Here is a 21865-nt window from a genome sequence, read left to right on the forward strand (position 1 = left end):
GCGCGGGGGGAGGCCCAGAGCCATGGGCAGCGACACGGACAGCTATGTCCAATGGGCGGTCGGGATGCTGGAAGCCCTGGACAGGGCTCCGTCGGACGGCTCCGCGGAGGATCGGGAACTGCACGCGGGACGTGAGGAGTTCCGGGCCGCTGTGGCTCAGCTGCTGCGGGAGGCGCGCGGGCCGCTCTCGGTCGGTGTGGTGGGGGAGTTCAGCGCGGGGAAGTCTCTGCTGATCGAGGCGCTGCTCGGGCTGCCCGGGCTGCTCTCGGTGAGCGATGTGGCGACCACCGGGAACGTCACCGCCCTTCACATCGGCCAGCTCACGGGCGGCGAGCGCACGTCGCGTCTCGACGGGCGGGCCGTCGTGTACTGCACGGCCGCCGAGACCGCCGAGCTGATGACTCATCTGCACGGCAGGCTCGAGGAACTCGCGCCGCTCGAAGGGCCGCCCGACCAGCGGTCCCAGGCGCTGCACGCGGCCCGGCCCGGCCCCGACGGCTGGGCGCCGCTGGTCGAGTGGTGCGGTCGGCACGGCTCGGCCCTGCACGGTGCGCGGATGCGTGCGGTCGCGGCCGAAGTGGAACTCCTGCACACGGCGTACGAGGTCGGGACGCCGATGCTCGGTCGGCGCTACGAACTCTCCGAGGCCCAGGCCAAGCGCGCCATGTCGCTGCCGGGCGTGAAACTGGAGGCGGGCGGCGGCGACAGCCCGGCCCTGCGGGTCAAGGAGGGTGAGGGACACCGGATCCCCGACGACGTCCTCGCCGCCTGCGTGCCGCTCATCCGCCGGGTCGAACTGCGGGTGGGGGTGCCGCGCGGCATCTGGGACCTGGCGGGCGCGCGCGCCCTCACCCTGATGGACTTCCCCGGCCTCAACAGCCCCGAGTCCGGGGAGCGCGACCGGTTTCTGAGCCGCCGCGAGCTGCGCGACATCCACACGGTCCTGGTCCTCATGAACGGCCAGCGCGGACCGGTCGCCCAGGAGCAGGACTTCTTCGACATGCTCCGCGAACCCACGGCGGACGGCCGGGAACGCAAGTCGGACAAGGTGCTGCGCGAGAGCCTGCTCGTGGCGGGCGGCCGGTTCGACCAGATGCCCGTGGACCCCTCCGCCCTCAAGGCCGCCCTTCTGGACTCGCCCGAGCGCCTCAAGGAGCAGCGGCTGCGCGGACTGCCGGACACGGCGGTCCTGGACAAGATCGTCGAGGCGGCGCACCGGCTGCTGCCCGCCGGCCAGCGCAAGCAACTCGTCCTGGTCTCCGCCATGGTGGGACTCGACCGGCTCGCCAGGTCCCAGGGCGTACAGCTCGACGAGGCCCTGCGGGCGCGGCTGCGTTCGGGCGCCGAGGAGCGACTGCAGATCACCGAGCTGTGGGCCAAGGCGGCGGCACGCCTGGCGGCGGACGACCCGGGATCGCCCCTGAGCACGGCCCTGCGCGAGTTCGCCGAGGACGGCGGACTCGATCTGCTCCGCCGACAACTCACCCAGCACGCCGAGAAGTACGGCGGGGACATCCGCCACGAGGCCGTGCGGCGGCGGGCCGCGGTCGTCGACCGGATGCGGGTGGAGCTGATCTCCAGGGAGCAGGCGGCCCACCCCGAGGAGGCCTGTCCGCCCGAGTACCGCGAGATACAACGGACGCTGGACGAGACACGGCGCTCCCTCGGAGACCTGCGGGACAGCCTGGTCGTCGGCATGGGACCCGGCAACGCCTGGGCCGACGACGAGCTGCGGCAGTACATCGACGGGGAAGCCGCGACGATGGTCGCGGGCTGGCCGCTGTGGAAGGAACTGTTCGCCTCGGTCGACCGGGAGAAACAGCTGATCTCCGTGCGGCGCGCCGACCGGACCGCGGCGGACGAGGCGTTGCGGCGCAGGGTGCGGGAGCGGGCGAGGGCACGCAAGTTCGTGATCGCCGACTCCGGCGGCACGGACACCCGGGGCCCCGCGGCGGCGGACGAGCCCGAGGCGCTCCTGCCGTTGTTCCGGCAGTGCTACGAACAACTCCTCGCGCTGGTGCGCGACTGGGCCCGCGCCGCGTACGAGCAACGACTGGAGCGCCACCGGGGCGCCCTGGACGAGCTGTTCCAGATGTGGGAGAGGGTCATCGAGCGGGAGCAGGAGCGGGGCGCCGTGGGTCAGGAGCACGCCGACCGCCTGCTGGTGCTGCAGGACATGACCGACGTCGACGTGTGGCGCACCGCGTTCCGGGACACGGCATCACCCGGCCCGGACCTGGACGAGGCGGACGCCGCCTACCCGCTCCGTCTCGACCGCGGCTTCCCCTGGCACCCGGAGTCGCCCGACGGCCGTGACCCGTGGGAACGCCACATCGTGCACGCCGTACGCATCCGCCGGGAGCTGGTCACCGCACTCCTGAACCTGGTGTACAAGCAACTGGCCAAGGAACACATCGTGCTGGCCTCGGAGGCCAAGGGCCTGATCGACGCGTACGAAGAGGCCGTGGGCGCCTCCGACACCCTCGACCTCCTCGTGTCCGGCCTCAGGGGAGAGGGCGGCTCACCCGGGGCCGCCGTCCTGGACCTGGCGGGTCACCTGGACGTCATGCCCGCCCCGGGCTCCAGGTACGACGCCGCCCATGCCCCCATCCCGCGCCCCCGGCCCTGACCCAGGGAGACCCTCATGGGACTGCACGCCCAATTCGTCGCGTCAGGACCGTTCTGCGTGGCCGATCCCGGCGGGGACGGCTTCACCCTGACCGGGGTGGCGGGCGCACTGGAACTGCCCGCGCTGCGGCTGGTTCCCTCGCCCGGCAGCGCCGCGCTCATCCGTGCGCTCGAGGTGGTCGCGCCTCCCGACCTGCCCAAGACGCAGCTGCCCGCCCTGCGCGGACTGTGGAGCGAGGCCAGGGGCAAGGTCGTCGACGAACCCTCCGTCTTCCGCGGATCGGGCCCCGTGCCGCTGCCCGCCCCGCCCGCCCCGGAAGACCTGCCCCTCCAGCTGCGGATCACGTACCACGAGATGAACACGGTCACCGGACGTCCGGTGGGGGCCGACCACCGCACGATCGAACTCACCACCACGCTCCATCTCGCCCCTGCCGAGCCGCCCGACGATCCGTCCACGCGGCGACAGGAGCAGCCCCACATCGAGGCTGACCCCGGGCAGTGGTACCACCCCCGGCAGTGGTCCGCGCCCGTCACGAAATCCGTGCCGGACCCCGTCCCGGACCCGGCCCCGGAGCACACCGTGCACCCCGCGCACCCCGCTCCCGAGACCGTCGGCGCCCGACGCGGCGAACGCATGGACCGCGTCCCGGCCGGTGCCGTACGCCATCTCGGCTTCGCGGCGGTCGACTTCGGGACGACCAATTCCACCGTCACGATCCACGACATGCAACAGCTCGCCGTACGCGCCATGTCCCGGGACCAGGAGACGAGGCTGCGGGCCGAACTCGTCGCCCTGCTCGGCGATCCCGCCACGCCGGGACCCGAGCGGGCCCAGTGGCGCGAACTGCTCGGCGATGTCGTGCGCCAACTGCTCCAGCGCGACAGCACGGCGTACGACGCCACGACGGGCAGCGGACACCGCGACACTCCCCGGCCCGCGTCCGGCGACGATCCGGGGCGGGCCCTGGTCGACGCCCTGGAGGGCGGATACGGCGGCGAGGCCTGGCCGCACGCGCTCTACACCGCGCTCGAACTGCGGCTCGCGGCCCGGGACGAACGGCTGCGCCGGGCCGTCGCCCCCCGGCTGCACGCCTGCTACGACCGGGTCTTCAGGGAGGTGCCGCTGGACGTGCTGCGGCTCTTTCCCGCCGACCTCGACCAGTCCGGCGGCACCGAGCTCGCCAGCCGCATCGAGGTGGTCGACACCTTCCCCGAACTGCGGGTGCGGATGGGCGAGGAGCGCGTCGCGGTCGGCACGCAGCAGGGGAGCGCGCCGCGCGCCTACCGGGGCCTCAAGCAGTACCTCGCCCGGCACCACGAGCTGCCCGAGCTGCCGACGCGTCCGGACGGCTCCGCGACCACCGCCGACGACCTCATCCGCGAAGGGCTGAGGCACCTGCTGGATCTGAGCGACGAGTACATCGGCGCCAACCCCAAGGAACTCCACCAGGGAAAGATCGACCACGTCGTCATGACCTACCCGACCGTCGCCCCGCCGGCAGTGCGCCGCAGACTGCGTGAACTGGTCGGATCGGGCGCCGAGGGAGTCGACGGGCTTGGCGTCACGATCGTGGACACCCGGTTCGACGAAGCGGTGGCGGCGGCGCTGTTCTTCATCATGCGGGACTTCGGCGGGGACTTCGCGGCGGGAGTCGAGGCGTTCCGCGCCCGCTGCAGTCCGGTCGCCGGCACGGACCGCTGGGGGCAGAACATCCTGGTGGTCGACATCGGCGGCGGCACGACCGACCTCGCCGTGATCAACCTCCAGTTGAAGGACGCCACCCCGGACCCGCTGCCCGGCCAGGACCCCCGGTTCACCGGCCGCCTCTACGTCCTCACGCCGACGCTGCTCGGCTCGACCGGCAGCCTTCAGCTCGGCGGCGACCTCATGACGCTGCACCTCTTCCGCTGGTACAAGGCGGCCTTCGCGGACCATCTCCTGACCCGGTGGCCCGACCGCTTCGAGCTGGTCATCGCCACACAGAAGGAGAAGGAGGGAGGCTACGTCGACGACGGGCGGTACGTGGCGGGGTCGCTGCTCAACAGGAGCCCCGACGAGGAGAAGTACCCGCACGACCTCGTGGAGCAGGTCGTGCCCACGCGCTGGACGGGGGAGCGCGTCCTTGGCGGACCCCGCGAGGAGTCCGAGCAGACGTTCTGGCTGCTGTGGCGGATCGCGGAGGAGGCAAAGATCCGGCTGGGCGCGGGGGACGACGCCTACCTGCCGCTTCCCGAAACCCTTGACGCCGTCCTGGGGCGCCTCGGTGCGCCCGAGACGACGCGGGACGCGGAGTGGGCGCCGCGGATGGACACGGAGATCTTCGAGGGCCTGATGGCCCCCGTCCTGAAGGACATTACGGACCTGGTCGCCTCCCTGGCTAAGAACGCCCTGAAGGAGAACCAGGAGCTCGACCGGATCTTCCTCACCGGCAAGAGCAGCCGGATGCCCCTCGTCCGCCGCTCCCTGGAACGGCGGCTGCGCCAGGAGACCGAGGTGCGGTGGAACCCCGCGGGGATCGAGGTGGAGGAGGAGTACGGCAAACTCGCCACGTCGATCGGGGCCTGCTGGGGCTACCACATCCGCCGTTTCGCCCACGCCGAGCAGGCCGCCCGCGGCGTACTGGGCCGGGGCCGCTACGTCCTGCGCATAGAGGTGGACAACCTCAGCTACTACCTGCCGTGCGACTTCGGCCCGACCTTCCAGCTGGAGGCGGGCGAACCGACCGACACCCTCCTGCGGATGAGCACGGAGCTGAGCCCGATCGGGCCCGGCGGCGCCTGGGCGGTGCGCAGCGAGTGGCGCAACCTCACCGAGAGCCTGCGCATCCACCGCAACACCGGCCCCAAATGGCAGGCGTGGGGCTACTTCGACCCCGATGCCTGGGTGCGCCGCGAGGAACCGGGGTTCCAGCTGAACATGGAGGAGTGGGTCAACCAGGCGAAGTTCCAGCTGGAGGTCGACGCCGATCTGAACCTCTACATCCACCTCGCGCGCGGCGAGGCCCATGACGAGGTGGGCGGCGCGGCCCCGATCCGGGTGGATCTCGGGGGCGGCGCGGACGCTCCCTGGACGCCTCTGGAGATCGTCGTCGACAACCGGGTGGCCGGGGACCGCCCGGACGCGGGAACCGTCGTCTTCCGGCTCACGGAAAACCCCTGGCTCCCGGAGGCCGATCCGCCGCCCCCGGACGACACCTCGCCCGGTGCCCCGCCGAGCGACCGGTTCGACAAGTGGTTCCGGGGCAGTGGCGCCCCCGGAAAGGCCGCGGTGCGGGGCATGGAGAGCAAGCCCCTGGTGCCGCCCGGTCACGACGGCTGGGTCTTCTACCTGCGCAGGCCCGGGGAACCGGACCGGGAGATGGAGTGCGTCGACGCCGTCCCGGTCCCGCGCCACGGCCCGGCGCCGGCGGAGGGATGGAACGGACCGGACGTACCGCACGGAGGGAGCAAGTACGTGGCCACGCTCGACGAGTACGGCGGACTGCGGGTGCACCGGATGCCGGTGCCGTACTGGGAGGCGGGTTCCGTCGCCGAGATGTGGACCAACCCGGGGTCGGTGTTCCGGGTGACCATGGAGGACGCCACCTCCGAGCACATCGCCGAGCGCGATCCGTTCAACGGCAGGCACTGAGCGCCGTGGACGCGCTGCGCGCACTGTGTCTGACACCCGGATCGCGGCTCGGCACCGTGGCCAGGGCCCAGCTCGCCGGGCTGCACACCACCTTGGACGAACTGCTCCGTGTCTGGCCCGACGACCCGGGCGCCGAGCAGTGCAGGGCGGCCCTGCGGGAGGTGGAGAAACTGCTCGCGTCGGAAGGGGAGGAGTCGCGGGAGGAGACGCCCGCCTTCACCGGCGCGCGGCCCGTGGCCGTTCCGGCACGAGGTCCGGCGGGCCCCGATGCCGCGGCGGACGCCGAACTCCTGGCCCTTTGCGGGGAGTTGGTGAGCAGCCCGGAAACCTCCGAATACCTCGGACCGCTCCGGGCCCCCACCACAGCCGACACCTCCACCCGCTGGCTCTGGCTCCACACCACACTGCTCCGGCTGCCCGCCGCCTACGCGACGAAGTGGCGGGAGCGGGCGCAGCTGTCGGCGGCGTTCGCCGCGGCGGACCCGGCCGATGAACGATGGATCGAGTGGTGGGCGTACGACCGTGAACAGGTCCTCGTCCCTCCGCTGTCCCGCTTCGGGGCGCCCGGCGTCCGGTTGAACGCCGCCGGTGTGCGGCCCGACTGGGCGCTGGACGCCGCCGAGGCCGCCTGGGTGCCACCGGCGGTGGGCGCGGAGGACCGCGCACCGCTGGAGGTGTGGGTCCAGCTCGCCGGCTGGGTGGCGGAACTGGCCCGGCTGGACGGCCAGTTGCACCACTGCCTGGAAAGCCTCACCCACCGCGGCACGCTTGCGCTGCACACCCCGGAACATCTCGGCGCCTACCGGCACGAGGTGTCCCAGCGGCTCACCCGGCTCGCCCGCGCGCCCCGGGACTCTCCGGCGGAGCTGCGGGCGGCGCTCGCCGTCGACGAGGCGCTGTGCTCCGTGATCCACCTGCCGCCTGCCGCCCCCGGCAGCTGGTGGGCCGAGGTGGCGGAGACCTCCCAGCGTGCCGTACTGGGGCTGCGCCGCAGGGTGCAGGGCAGCGGATCGGACGTCGAGGTGAAGGCCCTCGCCCCCTCCGCCTACCGCGACGCCCGCCAGCGCACCGGCGGCAACGACATCCCGCTGGATGCCGGGGGCCGCAAGGGGCAGGTGCTCGCCGGACTGCGGCTGTGGGCGCGCGTCGAGGGGCGGGAGCTGCCGGGGCGGGTGGTGTACCGGGGGTGACCGGCGCACGGGTGCCGTACTGTCTGCTCGTCGCAGGCGAAGCGGATCAAGGGGGCGGCGACGGTGTGGACAGGGTGCCGTAAGGCGGCGGGTGCGGTGGTGGCCGCCGGGGTGTTCGTGGGTGTCGCGGGGTGTTCGGCCCAGGGTGCGGTCGATGCCACGGAGCGGAAGGGCGGGGCGTCGGCGTCCGAGGCGGCCTCGCACTCGCGGTCGTCATCACCGTCGTCATCGTCATCGGCATCGCCACCGCCGTCCCGGGCCAAGCCGATGACAGCTGGGCAGTTGAAGTCCCTGCTGCTGCGGGAGGGGGATGTGCCGCGGGTCGCCAGCGCGCCCGTGCAGGGGCCTGTTCCCCCGTACGATCCGCGGGTTCTGGTGGCGGGGCCGGGCTGCCAGGACGTGTTCGACGTGCTCGTCGCGCACGACGCGTCCGCCTCCGTGATCCAGGACTTCTGGTGGAAGGACAACCGCTGGGGCGGCCGGACGTGGCTGGCCTTGTATGCCGGAACCGGGGCGGCGAAGCGGTTCCAGGAGTTCACGGACGGACTCAGGACCTGCAAGACGCTGGTCGGGCAGACCCCCGAGGGCAAGCTCAACTCCCGGATCACCGTGAAGAAGGCGCCCGCACTCGGTGACGAAGCCGTCGCCTTCGACCTGAGCATGGACGGCCCGGGGCGCACCGTGCGGACCGACCACCACGTCCTGGTGCGGGTGGGAGCCCTCACCGTGAACATCGGCGACCGCGGCGCGCAGCGCGACCCCGGGTTCCCTCTCGACGTGGTGGTCGACAAGCAGCTCGATCGGCTCACGGCGTCTCCCGCCCCTGCGGGGCGCTGACCCGGCCGCCCAGCTGACCGCCTCCGTCAGTGAGCCCCCGTACCGAGTCCTTCGAGCATCTTCTGCTGGTGGCGGTAGCCCACCGTCTCGTAGCCGATCACGGTGACGAACGGGGCGAGCATCACGACGAGCAGGCATACCGCGATCGCGACCCCGGCCGCGGCCAGGAGGACGGCCACGAGCAGCACGGCGAGCGTGAGCGAGATCAGGAGCAGGTGGAACCGGTCCGCCGTCGACAGCAGCAGGGTGTGCAGCAGGTAGACCATCAACAGGTAGAGACCGACCGGGACGGCCAGGGACAGGACCACGGCCACGTCACCGAGCTCGGCGTGGTGCTCCAGATGGAGGCCCGCCACGTGCAGCCCGGCACCGGCACCGGCGATCCCGATGAACAGGGGGATGTGTCCGTAGCCGAAGAGGTAGCCGCGGCCTCGGCGGTGGGCGAGGACCTCGCCGAAGGGCGTGGTGAAGTAGACCCACCACATGCCGAAGGTCAGTCCGACGCCGGAGATGACGACGGCGATCGCGTTCCCGCTCCAGTGCGTCCCGTCGCCCCCTCCCAGGAGGTCGCCGGACGAGGCGATGGTGCCGACCACTCCTTCGCCGAGCGTGATGATGGCGAACAGGCCGTACCGCTCCGCGACGTGGTGCGGGTGCCACGGGGTGTCGCCCGCGCCCCCCTGGGTGAGCACCGGCAGCGCCAGTTCCAGCGCCCCGAGCAGGATGAACGCGGCGAACACGGCGGCGAGCGGCAGATGGACGAAGGCGATGACGATCCAACCGGCCTGCACGATCACGGTCCAGCGGATGTTGGCCATCCCTACGTCGTGGAACGCGGGGGACTCCCGGGCCGCCCGCCACCACTGGAGCACCATCGCGATCCGCATCACGACGTAGCCCATCACCATCGCGCGCAGTTCGAGGTGCCCGCCCTCCTCGACGGAGTGGAACATCGCCGGCAGCCCGAGCGAGAACACGACGACGCCGACCATCTGCAGCATCGTCAGGGCGCGGTAGAGCCAGTCGTCGGTGCCGAACGCGGAGGCGAACCAGCTGAAGCTGATCCAGGCGACGCTGATCGCGAACATCGCGAGGACGAACGCGGTCACCGCCTGTCCGGCGTGCCCCTCGGCGACCATCTCGGCGAAGTGGGACGCGGCGGTGCCGACGGCGACCACGAAGGTGAGGTCGAACAGGAGCTCAAGCGGCGAGGAGACCCGCCCCTGTTCGTCCGGATCCCGGCCGGTCATCGGGATCAGCCGTCGGGACAGGCCACTCTTTCCGGCTCCTCCGGCCTCGCCGGTCTTGCTGGTGTTCGGGTGATCGTTCATGCGCTGCATCATTTCGGACGCCGTCGCATCACGCACTCGCGCCGCACGGAGTGGGGGTGTGCGGCCGCCGAATGATGCAGGAAGAGGGCCACAGGCCGTTGCTGCATCATTCGGCGGCAGGGGCGGTGGTGCGTCAGCCGCAGTGTTCGGCCTTCTCCTGCTCCGTCATGGGGCGGGTGTGTTGCGTCTTGGTGCTGGGCGCGTCCGGCTTGGGACCCGTGGCGTCGAAGGGGACGTACCAGATGTAGTGGCCGTGGAACCTGTCCGGGAAGTGCAGCTCGTAGGTGCCCTTGACCTGCTGCAACTGCGACTCCCGCGTGACCCAGCCGACCTCACCGGGGCGGACGTCGACGTTCGTGGTGTCGGTCTCGGTGTGCGAGCTCTCCCAGGTGTGCCCGTACGAGGTCTCGATGCTCACCTTGAAGACCTCGGCGAAGCCGTACTCCGCGCTGAGCGAGACTCCGACGCTGTTGGACTCGCCCGTCGTGTCGGCCCAGGAGATGCTCGAACGCTGAAGGTCCGACGTGCAGTTGTAGGCGCTGTCACCCACCTGATGGGCCTCGCCCATCGAGTCGGTGCCGGGTCCTTCGGGGTGGAAGACGCACGAGTCGGTGCCGTTGTCGCACTGGTCGAGCAACTCGCGGGTGGTGGGGGGCTCTTCGTCGGCCTGCGCGGCGGGCGCGAGGGCCAGGCCGCCCGCGGTGGCCATCGCCGCCAGCAGGACGGTCAGACGGGTACGGGTGATCATGTGTGATCTCCAGTGGGGGGAAGGTGAAACAGGTGGGGGGTACGGCGTGCGCGCGAGCGCGGCAGCGCTCCGGCCGACGCCGATGGATGCGGCAGCGCTCTAGCTGAAGCCGATGGACTGGCTGCGGTCGTTCATCATCTGGCCGACGTCGGCGGTGTTCTCGTCGAACGGTCCGTCGCGGTCGCCGCCGAGATCGGGCTCGGGGTAGAGCCAGATCGCGCAGTTGCCCCAGGGCTGTACCGAGGAGATGCGGTTCTTCCAGTCGTCGCCCAGGTCGTGCTGCCAGTTGACCCAGCCGTCCTTCTCGCACAGCGAGGGCCCGCTGATGGTGAGCGAGTCACCGGCGAAGTCCGGGTCCGTGAAGAACGTTCCCTGGATGACGTCCCCGGCCGCGGCGACGTCTCTCTTCGCCGCCGTGCCGGACACCTCGGCGCGGAACCCGGGCGACGTGACGGCGGCCCGTGGGGAGGCCGGGGCGTCGGTGACGCGTCCGTCGGTGGCTCGGTCCACGGCTTCGGTGAACGTGCCGAAGCAGCGCTGCTGTCCGGACGTCGCGTCCAGGACGCAGTGGCGCGCGGCGCCTTCGTCGGCCCCGGCGGGCTGCGTCGACAGGGTGCAGATCAAGCCCGTGGTGACGGCGACCGCGGCCCCCGCCAGACGGGTGCGGTGCGTGGTCCGTATCGCCATACGGTTACCTCTTTCTCCGGCGTGAACAGATCACCATCCTGTGTAGTGGCTCCGGTCAGCTTCTGCGGTTGGAATCCCGAATTCCGTTGGCTGTGACGGGGGTTGAGCCAACTCGGGCACGCCACATCCCCCTTCGGGCGCGGGGAAGGGGGAAACGGGCAGCAGGCGGGCAGGGAGTGGTCAGGGCCTTCGGCGCCGCGCCCTTCAGCACTGCGCGAAGACGTACCCCTTCGTGCCCTTGGGGTTGACGTCGCGGTCGCGCAGGGTGACGGACAGGCGGGGGCCCCAGGCGTCGCAGGCGGCGCGGTAGTCCTTGCGGGTGTACTCGACGGCGAAGACCTTGTCGTCGTAGGCGTCGGCGAAGTCCCCGCACTCCTTGTACGCCGCGCACTCCTCGACGACGGCGAAGTCGAACCCGACGCGGCGGCGCTCCGGAAGCAGGTCGGTGGTGTTCTTCTGGGCAATGGCAAGACCGCGCCTGTGTGCCCGCTCGGCGAGCAACTCGGCGAAGGCGGCGGCGTGTTCGGCCGTCAGGAGATCGTCGGAACGCTCGTAGGAGTCCAGGTTGTCGGGCTCGACCGCGTCGTAGCCCTTGTCGGCGCAGCCGTCGATCCACGGCCCGACGACGTCCATCAGTTCCCGGCGCTTGCCCGGCGTGGAGATGTCCAGGAGCGGCTCCTCCCAGTCGGTGTCGATCACCAGGGAGCCGTCGTCGTCCTTCAGGAGCAGGTCGGGGTGGTTCTTCTTCCACCAGGTGATGGCGTCGCCCGGCTGGGTCTGGAAGGCGTTGACGTAACAGACGTTGTACAGGCCCTCGGCCGGCTCGGCGGAGCGGTCGCGGGAGACCGCCTCGACGGCGTCGTCGGGCGGGTAGGGCCCGCCGAGCTGGTAGTCGAAGACGGCGTCGGCCTCCGGCGGACGCACGGACGGGCGGTCCGTGGCCTTGGTGTCCTTGCCGCCGTCGGTGGTGCAGGCGGCGGCCAGCAGGAGGGCGGCGGCGCAGGTGGCGAGGCGGCCGAGGCGCGAGCGGTACAGGCGGTGCATGGAGGGCTTTCGTTCGGGGCGGCGGCCGGTGGGGCGCGATATGCACGGCCTTGGTGAAACCGTGCTGAAGCGTGCTGAAATGTGTGCTGATGTCGATCTTACGTAGGGCGGCAGGAGCCGCGGCGGTCAGGGCAGGACGACGGAGCGGGTCAGATGGGCCGGGCGGTCCGGGTCGCGCCCCGCGGTCTCGGCGAGCCGCACGGCGAGACGCTGGGCGAGCACCAGTTCCGCCAGCGGGTCGAGCACCGGACGGCGCAGGTGGGCGCCGGTGGCCTCGATCTGGGCGGTCAGGTCGGCGGGCAGCGGGGACAGGCTCCACACGGCCCGCCCGGGGCCGGCCACCGCGATGGGGCCGTGGCGGTACTCCATCACCGGGTAGGACTCGGTCCAGTGGGCCGCTGCCTCCCGCACCTTGAGCGCCGCCTCGTGCGCGAGCCCGGCGTGCCAGCCGTCGCCGAGGAAGGTGATCTGCTCCGCCGCGAGGAGTGGCGGATCCAGCGGAGCGCTCAGCGCGGTGGCGACGTCGGTCAGGGCCTGATCGACGCCGTGCCCCAAGTGGGCCAGCAGCAGCACCAGTTGCGTGGTCGGGTAGCGGGTCTGCACGACGGACTGCTCGTCGGCGTGGTCGAGGATGATGACGTCGTCGGCGGCGTGCGCGGCGGGCGATCGGGGCACCGCCGTGATGGTGGTGACCCGCGTGGAGGTGGGCGCCGCCTCGAGGGCGGTGAGGATCTCGGTGGTGGTGCCGGAGCGGGTCAGGGCCAGGATGCGGTCGTAGGGGCGGTGCAGTCGGGCCGCCGACGCGGGGAACGCGTCGGTGGGGCCGTGCCCCGCGTCCTCCCGCAGGTGGGCATAGGCCTGGGCCATGAACAGCGACGTACCGCAGCCGATCACGGCGACCCGCTCGCCCTGGGCGGGCAACGCCTGCGCGTATTCCGGCAGTTGCTTCAGCGCGTACTCCCAGCACTGCGGCTGGGTGTCGATTTCCTGGCGTGTGAGCGACATGGAAGGTGCTTTCTCTGTGCGGGGGATGGTCCGGGGGATACGACGGATACAAGGGATACGAGGGATACGGCGACGACCGGCCGGTCAGTCACCCAGCAGTCGGCGCAGGGAGGGCTGGAGGCGGTCCGCGTGCGCGCTGACCATGTCGTCGCACAGCCGCCAGATCTGCTCCACGGTGAGGGCCGCGGCGGTGGCCGGGTCGGTCATCGCCGCGTGCCGGATGTGGCGCGGCTCATCCTCGATGGCGGCGCGCACGACCAGGTCGTTCATGCTCAGGTAGGTGCGGTTGAGCGCGGCGAGCTGCGGGGGCAGGGAGCCCGCGCGGGTGGGCTGGATGCCGGAGGCGTCGACGAGGCAGGGCACTTCGACCACTCCGTGGCCAGGGAGGTTGTCGATCAGGCCGTGGTTGGGGACGTTGCCGTAGACGGTGCGCGGGGTGCCGGTCACGATGCTGTGGATGATCTGAGGGGCGTACTCCATGGTGCCCTCGACGGCGAGCGGTTCGCCGGCCGCCAGGGCGTCACGGGTGTGGTGGTAGGCGGCGACGTTCTCGTCGACGATGCCGAGATAGGCGCCGATCGGCAGGCGCAGGCGCTCGATCTCGCTGTCGTGGTGCAGGTACCACGGGACGTACTCGGAGGAGTGCTCGCTGGTCTCGGTGGGGTAGTAGCCGAGCCGCCGGTACATGTCGACGCGGACCCGGCGCCTCAACTGCGCGTCCTGGGCGATCAGTTCGTCGAGCCGGGGATAGAGGTCGCTGCCCTGGTGCTCGAAGCGCAGCACCCACGCCTGGTGGTTGACGCCCGCCGCCCGGTAGGTGATCTCCTCGTACGGGACGCCGACCAGCTCGGCCAGGTCCCGCATGGTCCAGTACACGGAGTGGCACAGGCCCACCACTCGCGTGAGGCCGGTGGCCTCGGTGAGGTACTGGATGTTCATGGCCATGGGGTTGGTGTAGTTCAGGAGCCAGGCGTCGGGGCACAGTTCGGCGATGTCCTCGCCCAGCGCCTTCAGGAGCGGGAAGGTGCGCAGCGCGCGGAAGATGCCGCCGATGCCGAGGGTGTCGCCGATGGTCTGGCGCACCCCGTGGCGGGCGGGGACCTCGAAGTCGGTGCGGGTGGCCTCGCCCATGCCGACCTGCACGATGTTGATGACGAAGTCCGCGCCCGTCAGGGCCTCGCGACGGTCGGCGTGGCTCGTGATGGTGGCGTGCGCGCCGAGGTGGTCGGCGATGTGGTCGGCCGCGGCCTGCGCGGTGCCCAGCCGTTCGGGATCGATGTCGTGCAGGGCGATGTGGGCGCCCTTCAGCTCGGGGAAGGCGAACAGGTCGGCGAGCAGGCCTTGGGTGAAGACGACGCTGCCGGCACCGATGAAGGCGATCTTGGGGTGGGTCATGAGGCGTGCGCTCCGCTCGGGGTGGTGTGGGCGAGGACTTCGTCCCGCGTGGGCTGGGCCGGGGTGCCGCCGTGCGCGCGGGTGGACAGGGACCCGCAGGCCACGGCGAACCGCAGCGCCTCCTGCGGGGGGCGTCCGTCGAGGAGGGCGGCGATGAACCCGGCGTCGAAGCTGTCTCCGGCGCCGACGGTGTCGACCGGGGTCATGGCGAGGCCCGGTGAGGTCAGCAGGGTGTGGCCGTTGTGGCACAGGGCGCCTTCGGCGCCGTTCTTGACGACCGCCAACGGGACGCGGGCGGCCAGGAGTTCGGCCGCCAGCTCCGGGGTGCCGGACGAGAGCCCGGCCAGGCGCAGGGCCTCTTGGGCGTTGGGCAGCAGGATGTCGGTCTCGGCGAGGACGGCGTCGATGGCCGCCGGGTCCCACTGCCCCGACGGGTCGTCCTGGGTGTCCAACGACGTGCTCGCGCCGTGCCATCGCGCGGTGCGCAGCAGCCTGGGCAGGTCGGCGGCGAGGCGGGGCTGGAGGAAGTACGAGGCGGCATGGACGTGCCGCGCGTCGGCGAGTAGTTCGGGGGGTACGTCGTCGCCGCTGACGGCGGTCAGGGTGCCCGGCGAGGTGAGGATGGCGCGGTCCTCGCCCTGGGTGAGCACGACGGTGAGCGGGGTCGGCCGGGAGGCGTCCATCCGCAGGGCCCGGGTGTCGACCCCGCGGGCGGTCAGCGCGTCGCGCATGTAGCGGCCCGCGTCGTCGTCGCCGACGCGCCCGGCGAAGGCCACCTTCAGGCCCAGGCGCGCCGCCCCGCACGCCATGATCGCGGCCGAGCCGCCGAGGGTGAGGGACCCGGCGTCGACCAGCTGTTCGCGCTGGCCGAAGGCGAGGGGGCCGGTCAGCGGGCCCAGGATCACATCGGGGTTGGCGTCCCCGATGACGAGCAGGTCGTACGAGTGAGGCATCGCGTTCCTTCGGATCGTGCGGGGGAGTGGGGAGTGGGGAATGGGGAGCGAGGAGAGGGGCCGGGGAAGGTCAGCCCTTCAGGCCGCTGGAGGTGACCGAGCGGATGAAGGCCTTCTGCGCGACGAGGAACGCGAGCAGGACCGGAAGGACGGTGATGACGTTGCCCGCCATCACCGCGGACCAGCGGGTGTGGTGCTGCCCCTGGAAGGTGGTCAGGCCCAACTGCAGCGTGTACTGGGTGTCGTGGTTGATCGCGATCAGCGGCCAGGTCAGGTCGTTCCACGTGGTGAGGAACGTCAGCACGGCCACCGTGGCGAGCGCGGGCCGCGCAAGGGGCAGCACGATCGCGTAGAGAACCCGCAGCCTCGAACAGCCGTCGATCCAGGCGGCCTCCTCCAGCTCCCTGGGCAGGGAGAGGAAGAACTGCCGCAGCAGGAACACCGCGAACGGCGTGACGAGGGAGGGCACGATCAGCGCGCCGAGCGTGTCGATGAGCCCCAGCTTCTTCATCACCAGGAAGGTGGGGATCATCGTCAGCTGGAAGGGCACCGCCATGGTCGCCAGCATCAGTACGAGCAGTGTCCGCGAGCCGCGAAAGCGCATCCGCGCGAACGCGTAGCCGCCGAGGGCGCCGAAGACGAGGTTGGACGTCACGGCGACGGCGGAGACGATCGCCGAGTTCAGCAGCCAGCGCGGGAACATGGCGTTGCCCAGGACATAGCGGTAGCCGCCCAGGTCGATCCCGGAGGGCCACAGCGCGGGCGGGAACCGGTTGATCTCCGCGTTGCTCATCACCGAGCTCAGGAGCAGCCAGATCAGCGGCACCGCGAAGAGCAGCGCCAGCGGTGCGAGGAGCACGTGCCAGGCACTGAAGGGCAGCCGGAAGCGGCGCCGGCGCAGGGCTGCGGGCTCGGACGCCTGGCGGGCGGTGGCCTTGGGCGCGGTGGTGGTCGCGGTCATCAGGCGGCTGCTTTCGTACGAAGGGTGCGCTCACGGCCGCGGGCCACGCGCAGCACGGCGGCCACGACGAACAGGGCGAGCGCCAGGACGTAGGCGGCCGCGGCGCCGTACCCGGCGGTGAAGTTCTTGAAGGCCTGCTCCCAGATGAAGTAGACGATCACCGTGGTCGAGCCGAGGGGCCCGCCCTTGGTGGTCACATAGACCAGGTCGAAGACCTGAAGGGACTGGATGGTCTGCCACAGCAGCAGGAACACGCTGACCGGGGAGAGCGCGGGCAGCGTCACGTGCCGCAGCAGCTGCCACCGCCCCGCGCCGTCCAGGCGGGCCGCCTCGATCAGCGACTGATCCACGTCCTGCAGCGCGGCCAGGTAGATGACCGTGCACAGCCCGGTGCCGCTCCACAGGGTGATGGCGACCAGCACGAACAGCGCCTGCGACGAGTCGGTGAGGAAGCCCTGCGGCGAGATCCCCAGGTGATGAAGGACGGAGTTGGCCGCCCCGAAGTCGGGGTCGAGGATGAACGAGAACAGCACGCCCTGGGCGGTGGCCGAGATGACGAACGGCACGAAGAACAAGGTGCGGTACAGGCCGACGAAGCGGATTCGCCGGTTCAGCGCCAGGGCGAGGGCGAGTCCGATGGCGATGCTCAAGGGCACGTACAAGAAGGTGTAGAGCAGGGTGTTGCGCACGGCCTGGCTGAAGTGCGGGTCCTGGGACAGTGCCCGGTAGTTGTCGAGGCCCACCCAGCGGCTGGGTGTGACCAGGTCGTTGGCCTGGAAGGACAGCAGCAGCGACCACACGACCGGCAGGACGCTCAGGCCGAGGATGACGAGCACGGCGGGGGAGACGAACGCCCAGGCGGTGGCGGTCTCACCGTGGCGCCGGCGGCGCAGCGTACGTCGGCCGGACGGGTCCGGCGGCAGGGTCAGGGGGCGGGGAAGTGTCGGCATATCGATGTCCTCAACGTCCTCAACGCGGGATCAGCAGGGCGGCGTTGGCCTCCTCGGCGCACGAGCGCACCGCGTCGGCGGGGCTCTTGCGGCCGAGCAGCACGGAGACGACCGCCTGCCCCAGGGACTGGGAGATGCGGGGGTAGGCGGCGTGCACGGGACGGACCCGCGCCGAGGCGACCGCATCGGTGAACACCTCGAGGCCGGGCATCCTCTCGGCGTGCTCGCGCCAGGCCGGACGGTCCTGGCTGCGGCGGCTGAGCGGAAGGCTGCCCGCCTCCACCGCCCACCGGCTGTCCTGGCCGGGCTGGTTGAGCCAGGTCACGAACGTGCGGGCCGCCTTCGAGCGGGCCTCGCCGTTGTCGAAGACCGTCCAGGTGTCGGGCCCCGAGATGGTCACCGGGCGGCGGCTGAAGCTGGGCAGCGCCACCACGTGGTAGTCGATCTTCGCCTGGGTGATGTCCGGCAGCTGCCAGGGGCCGGTGGGCACCATGCCCATCCGCCCGGACAGGAAGACCTGGTACATCTGCTCGCTGCCGGGCTTGGGGTCGATGTAGACGCTCTTGTCGCGCGCCAGCTCCCGGACGACCTCCAGCGCGCGTACGCCCTCCTGCGCGAAGCCGATGCCGCGCCCGTCGTCGGCGATCACGTCGCCGCCCAGGTCCCACACCAGCGGCCACATCCGCCACACGGTGTCCTCGTCGCCGACGCCGGGCCAGCCGGTGCCGAACCGTCCCCGGGAGGCATCGGTCAGGCGCCGCGCGGTGTCGGTGAACTCCTGCCAGGTCCAGCCCGCCTCGGGCAGATCGATCCCGGCCTCGGCGAACAGCGTCTTGTTGCAGACCACGGCGAGACAGTCCAGCACCGCGGGCACCGCCCGGACCCGGCCGTTGACGGTGACGGCCTGCCGGGCCGGCGCCAGGAAGTTGCGCCAGGGCGTCGGCCCCTCGCGCACGTGCGTGGTCAGGTCGACCACCTCGGGGCTGCGGGCGACGCTGGCCAGGTCGGAGCCGAAGACGTAGGCGACATCGGGGTAGGAGCCCGCGGCGAGCGCGGCGGTGACCTTCTGCAGCATGGCGTCGGCGAGCACACCGCCGCCCAGGTCGACGCGGATGTCCGGATGGGCGCGCTGGAAGTCGGCGACCAGGCTCTTGACGACCTTCGCCGCGGAGTCCGTCTGGCCGTGCCACAGCTGGATGGTCACCCGGCCGTCGGGGCCGACCCCGTCGGCGGGCCCCGTGCCGCAGCCGGCCAGCGCGCCCCCGCCCGCCGCCATCGCCGCCGCGCCGCCCGCACGCAGCACACTGCGCCGCGACGGGCTTCCCGGCGCTCGGGGTCCTGCGGTCATCACTGCCTCCAGGGGATCGGGTGCCGCGCCCGCGGCGCGGAGAGTCCATGGCACGGAACGTCCATGGCAGGGAGGTGGAGCGGGAAGCCCGATTCCGGGCGAACCGCGCGCCCGGAATCGGCGCGGCACGGACGCCCGGAAGGGCAGGGGGTCAGCAGGTCTGGCGGACGTGGCCGCCGCTGCCCGCGGGCGACACCTCGATGTCGCGGCGCACGATGCTCAGCCGCTCGCCCCACCCCGAGCAGGCCTTGCGCAGACCGTCGGCCGTGTACTCGACGACCAGTACGTCGTCGCCGAACGCGGCGGTGTACTCCCCGCACTCGTCGTACACGCCGCACTCCTCGGCGACGGCGAAGTCCAGACCGGTCCGTTCGCGCGCAACGGCCAGCTGGGGCGTGTTCTTCTGCGCGGCGGCCAGGCCCTTTTCGTGGGCGTGCGCGGAGAGCAGCGCGACGTAGGACGTGGCCTGATCGGCCGTCAGGAGGTCGGGGAAGCGGGTGTAGGTGTCGAAGTTGTCCGGCTCGACGGCCTGGAAGCCCTTGTCGGCGCAGCCGTCGATCCAGCCGCCGACCTTGGCGGCGATCCGCTCGCGCTTGTCGGCGGTGCGGATGTCCAGGACGGCCTCGCCCCACTCGCCGTCGTAGACGACCTCGCCGTCCGCGTCGCGCAGCAGCAGGTCGGGATCCCAGTCGCCTTCCGCGCCGGGCTGCGCCTGGAACGCGTTGAGGTAGCAGATGTTGTACAGGCCGGGCGCGGGGGAGGCGCCCGCGTCGCGGCTGACGACCTCGACCCCGGCGGGCGGCGTGTACGCGCCGCCGATCTGGTAGTCGAACCCGGCATGCGGCGGTGGCGGCGCGGCGGCACCCGCACCGGCGGAGGCGGTGGAGGAGGTGAGCAGACAGGTGACCGCGGTGGCCGTGAGGGCCGCGGACGCGGCGATGCCCCTGCGCAGAACACGATTGAGGCTCATCTGAGAGCTCCAGATGTCCGAGGGCACGTCCCCGCCTCGGACACGTGAAGGGTCCTGGCGACTTAGTCCGGGCTCATGGCCGAGGCCAACTACCGGCTGGGCGTACCTCTGCGCCGAGTGCTCGGCATCGGCGTGCCAGGGAGTTAAGCGAGCAGCTTCGGTCATGTCAAGAGAAAAGGACTGAGGAGCACTTGGCGTATCCGCGCAGAAACGCGCAGCGATTCTGCGAGACCCTGCTCGTATCGGCCGTCCCGGACTATGCTCGCCCAGTGCTGAGAAGCGACCGCCAGGCGCGGATACTTGAGCATGTCGCTGCCCAAGGCAGCGCGGACGTCACGCAGTTGTCCCGGCTGCTGGGGGTCTCGCAGGCCACCGTCCGCCGTGACCTGCGGCAGTTGAGCGACCAGCGGCTGCTCGAGCGCACCCACGGCGGCGCGGTGCTCGGCGGCCTGAGCATCGAGGTGCCGCTCCAGCACCGGATCGACCAGCGCTCCCCGCAGAAGCAGGCGATCGCCCAGGCGGCAGCCCGCCTGGTCCCCGCCGGTGCGGTGGTCGGCCTCACCGGCGGCAGCACCACCACGGAAGTGGCCCGGCTGCTGGCCGACCGCGGCCCCGTCACCATCGTCACCAACGCCGTGAACATCGCGGCCGCCCTCGTGCTGCGCCCGACCGTCACCCTGATCGTGGTCGGCGGCACCGCCCGCAGCGAGAGCTACGAACTGGTGGGCCCCATCGCGGAGAAGACCCTCGCCGACCACCACACCGACATCGCGTTCCTCGGCGTGGACGGCATCAGCGCCGCCCACGGATGCACCACGCACGACCAGTTGGAGGCGGCCACCGACCGCGCCTTCGCCGGACACAGCGGCCGCACCGTCGTGGTCGCCGACCACTCCAAGATCGGCAGGGCGACGTTCGCCAAGATCTGCCCGACGGCCGGCGTGCACACCCTCGTCACCGACGCAGGCGCGCCCGAGGGCGAACTCGACGCCATCGCCGCCGTCGGCGTGCAGGTCACCGTCGTCTGAGACACAGAAGACACAGAAGGCGCAGAAGACACACAAGGTGCAGAAGACACACAAGGTGCAGAAGACGCGCGGGACGCATCAGCCCTCCGCGTACGGTCAGTGCGCGATGGAGTCGATCAGCTCGCGGGCGCCCTGGCGCAGCAGCGTCACCGCCACGGACGTGCCGAGCGTCGCCGGGTCGAGCGGCCCCGCCCACTCGTGGGCGTTGAGGACCGTCTTGCCGTCCGGGGTGAAGACGCGGGCGCGCAGCGACAGCTCGCCGCCCCGCTCGCAGCGTGCGTACCCGGCGATGGGCGAGTTGCAGTGGCCCTGAAGGACGTGCAGGAACATGCGCTCGGCGGTGGCCTCCCGCCAGGCCTCGGGGTCGCCGAGGCCCGACACGGCGTCGATGGTCTCCGTGTCGTCCTCGCGGCACTGCAGCGCCAGGATCCCCGCGCCGATCGGCGGGCACATCGTCTCCACCGACAGGACCTCGGTGACCACGTCCATCCGGTCGATGCGCTCGAGGCCCGACACCGCGAGCAGCAGCGCGTCCGCGTCGCCCGCGGCCAGCTTCTCCATCCGGCGCCCGGCGTTCCCGCGCATCGGCACGCACTCCAACTCCGGGTGCGAAGCGGCGAGTTGGGCGATGCGGCGCACCGACGACGTGCCGATGCGGGTGCCCGCGGGCAGTTCGTCCAGGGTGAGACCGCCGGGGTGGATGAGCGCGTCACGGATGTCGTCCCGCTTGAGGAACGCGGCGAACGTGGTGCCCGCCGGGAGCGGCCGGTCCGCCGGTACGTCCTTGACGCAGTGCACCGCGAGGTCCGCCTCGCCGGCGAGCAGCGCCGCGTCGACCTCCTTGGTGAACGCGCCCTTGCCGCCGAGCTTGGCGAGGTCCCCCATCCAGCGGTCCCCGGAGGTCGTGACCGGCACGACCTCGGTGCGGATTCCGGGGTGCAGGGCGGTGAGTTCGGCGCGTACGCGCTCCACCTGGGCCAGTGCCATGGGGGAGGAACGGGAGACGATGCGGATCAGCTCAGGAGCGGACATGCGCACCACGATAGGCGCTCGCAACACAAGCCTGTTAAAGGGCTCCACGGTTCGCCCAGGGGACCGGTGGTGCGCGTTCCCGGCGTGCGCCGGGCCCGCGGCCCTCATAGCGTGAGAGGCAGTC

Annotated in this window: 17 protein-coding genes; 5 read left to right on the plus strand and 12 right to left on the minus strand. The window is 71.6% G+C overall.

Translation table 11 applies throughout. The annotated features are described in order from the left end of the window. The first annotated feature begins 22 nt into the window (after window positions 1-22). From ACIGXX_RS01980 to ACIGXX_RS01995, 4 genes are all read left to right on the plus strand, one after another. On the plus strand, window positions 23-2629 hold the full coding sequence (locus ACIGXX_RS01980; RefSeq protein WP_399971862.1) for a hypothetical protein: 2607 nt from the start codon (window positions 23-25) through the stop codon (window positions 2627-2629). Between the two features lie 15 nt (window positions 2630-2644). Continuing rightward, complete coding sequence (locus ACIGXX_RS01985; RefSeq protein ID WP_399971864.1) at window positions 2645-6262, plus strand: Hsp70 family protein; 3618 nt, start codon at window positions 2645-2647, stop codon at window positions 6260-6262. A 5-nt stretch (window positions 6263-6267) separates the two neighbouring features. Further along, a complete protein-coding gene (locus ACIGXX_RS01990; RefSeq protein ID WP_351157034.1) occupies window positions 6268-7452 on the plus strand; it encodes a hypothetical protein in 1185 nt (394 codons plus the stop codon). A gap of 267 nt (window positions 7453-7719) precedes the next feature. Continuing rightward, on the plus strand, window positions 7720-8289 hold the full coding sequence (locus ACIGXX_RS01995) for a hypothetical protein (RefSeq protein WP_399971867.1): 570 nt from the start codon (window positions 7720-7722) through the stop codon (window positions 8287-8289). Between the two features lie 26 nt (window positions 8290-8315). On the opposite strand, the gene ACIGXX_RS02000 is transcribed toward ACIGXX_RS01995, so the two are convergent. From ACIGXX_RS02000 to ACIGXX_RS02050, 11 genes are all read right to left on the minus strand, one after another. Further along, window positions 8316-9539 carry a low temperature requirement protein A gene (locus tag ACIGXX_RS02000; protein ID WP_351157979.1) on the minus strand — a complete coding sequence of 408 codons (1224 nt, stop codon included), beginning with the start codon at window positions 9537-9539 and terminating at the stop codon, window positions 8316-8318. Window positions 9540-9753: 214 nt separating this feature from the next. Next, window positions 9754-10368, minus strand: coding sequence for a hypothetical protein (locus ACIGXX_RS02005; protein WP_351157030.1), 615 nt, complete (start codon window positions 10366-10368; stop codon window positions 9754-9756). 99 nt (window positions 10369-10467) lie between these two features. Then, window positions 10468-11055 (minus strand): hypothetical protein, encoded by a 588-nt coding sequence (locus tag ACIGXX_RS02010; RefSeq protein ID WP_351157028.1) that lies wholly within the window; start codon window positions 11053-11055, stop codon window positions 10468-10470. Between the two features lie 204 nt (window positions 11056-11259). Continuing rightward, window positions 11260-12099: an endo alpha-1,4 polygalactosaminidase gene (locus tag ACIGXX_RS02015; RefSeq protein WP_351157026.1), complete on the minus strand. Its 840-nt coding sequence runs from the start codon at window positions 12097-12099 to the stop codon at window positions 11260-11262. 126 nt (window positions 12100-12225) lie between these two features. Then, entirely contained in the window at window positions 12226-13104 is an 879-nt protein-coding gene (locus ACIGXX_RS02020; RefSeq protein ID WP_399971870.1) for an SIS domain-containing protein, read from the minus strand. An 84-nt stretch (window positions 13105-13188) separates the two neighbouring features. Next, window positions 13189-14499 carry an alpha-glucosidase/alpha-galactosidase gene (locus ACIGXX_RS02025; protein WP_361464104.1) on the minus strand — a complete coding sequence of 437 codons (1311 nt, stop codon included), beginning with the start codon at window positions 14497-14499 and terminating at the stop codon, window positions 13189-13191. After that, window positions 14496-15452: a carbohydrate kinase family protein gene (locus ACIGXX_RS02030; protein WP_361464102.1), complete on the minus strand. Its 957-nt coding sequence runs from the start codon at window positions 15450-15452 to the stop codon at window positions 14496-14498. Before ACIGXX_RS02030 ends, ACIGXX_RS02025 begins: the two co-directional genes overlap by 4 nt. 70 nt (window positions 15453-15522) lie before the next feature. Continuing rightward, the gene (locus ACIGXX_RS02035) at window positions 15523-16413 is read right to left on the minus strand and encodes a carbohydrate ABC transporter permease (RefSeq protein WP_361464101.1); all 891 of its coding nucleotides are present in this window, start codon (window positions 16411-16413) and stop codon (window positions 15523-15525) included. Further along, a complete protein-coding gene (locus tag ACIGXX_RS02040; protein WP_399971872.1) occupies window positions 16413-17363 on the minus strand; it encodes a carbohydrate ABC transporter permease in 951 nt (316 codons plus the stop codon). The genes ACIGXX_RS02035 and ACIGXX_RS02040 overlap by 1 nt, the downstream gene beginning before the upstream one ends. A gap of 19 nt (window positions 17364-17382) precedes the next feature. Next, complete coding sequence (locus ACIGXX_RS02045) at window positions 17383-18711, minus strand: ABC transporter substrate-binding protein (protein ID WP_399971874.1); 1329 nt, start codon at window positions 18709-18711, stop codon at window positions 17383-17385. A 151-nt stretch (window positions 18712-18862) separates the two neighbouring features. Beyond that, a complete protein-coding gene (locus ACIGXX_RS02050) occupies window positions 18863-19681 on the minus strand; it encodes an endo alpha-1,4 polygalactosaminidase (protein ID WP_399971876.1) in 819 nt (272 codons plus the stop codon). Between the two features lie 269 nt (window positions 19682-19950). Between ACIGXX_RS02050 and ACIGXX_RS02055 the strand changes: the two genes are divergently transcribed. After that, window positions 19951-20709, plus strand: a complete 759-nt coding sequence (locus ACIGXX_RS02055) for a DeoR/GlpR family DNA-binding transcription regulator (RefSeq protein ID WP_366461631.1) — start codon at window positions 19951-19953, stop codon at window positions 20707-20709. Window positions 20710-20805: 96 nt separating this feature from the next. Here ACIGXX_RS02055 and hemC read toward each other — a convergent pair whose 3' ends face one another. Continuing rightward, a complete protein-coding gene (gene hemC, locus ACIGXX_RS02060; protein ID WP_351157007.1) occupies window positions 20806-21741 on the minus strand; it encodes a hydroxymethylbilane synthase in 936 nt (311 codons plus the stop codon). Window positions 21742-21865 lie beyond the last annotated feature (124 nt).

The organism is Streptomyces sp. NPDC055243, assembly GCF_044544025.1.
GTDB lineage: Bacteria > Actinomycetota > Actinomycetes > Streptomycetales > Streptomycetaceae > Streptomyces.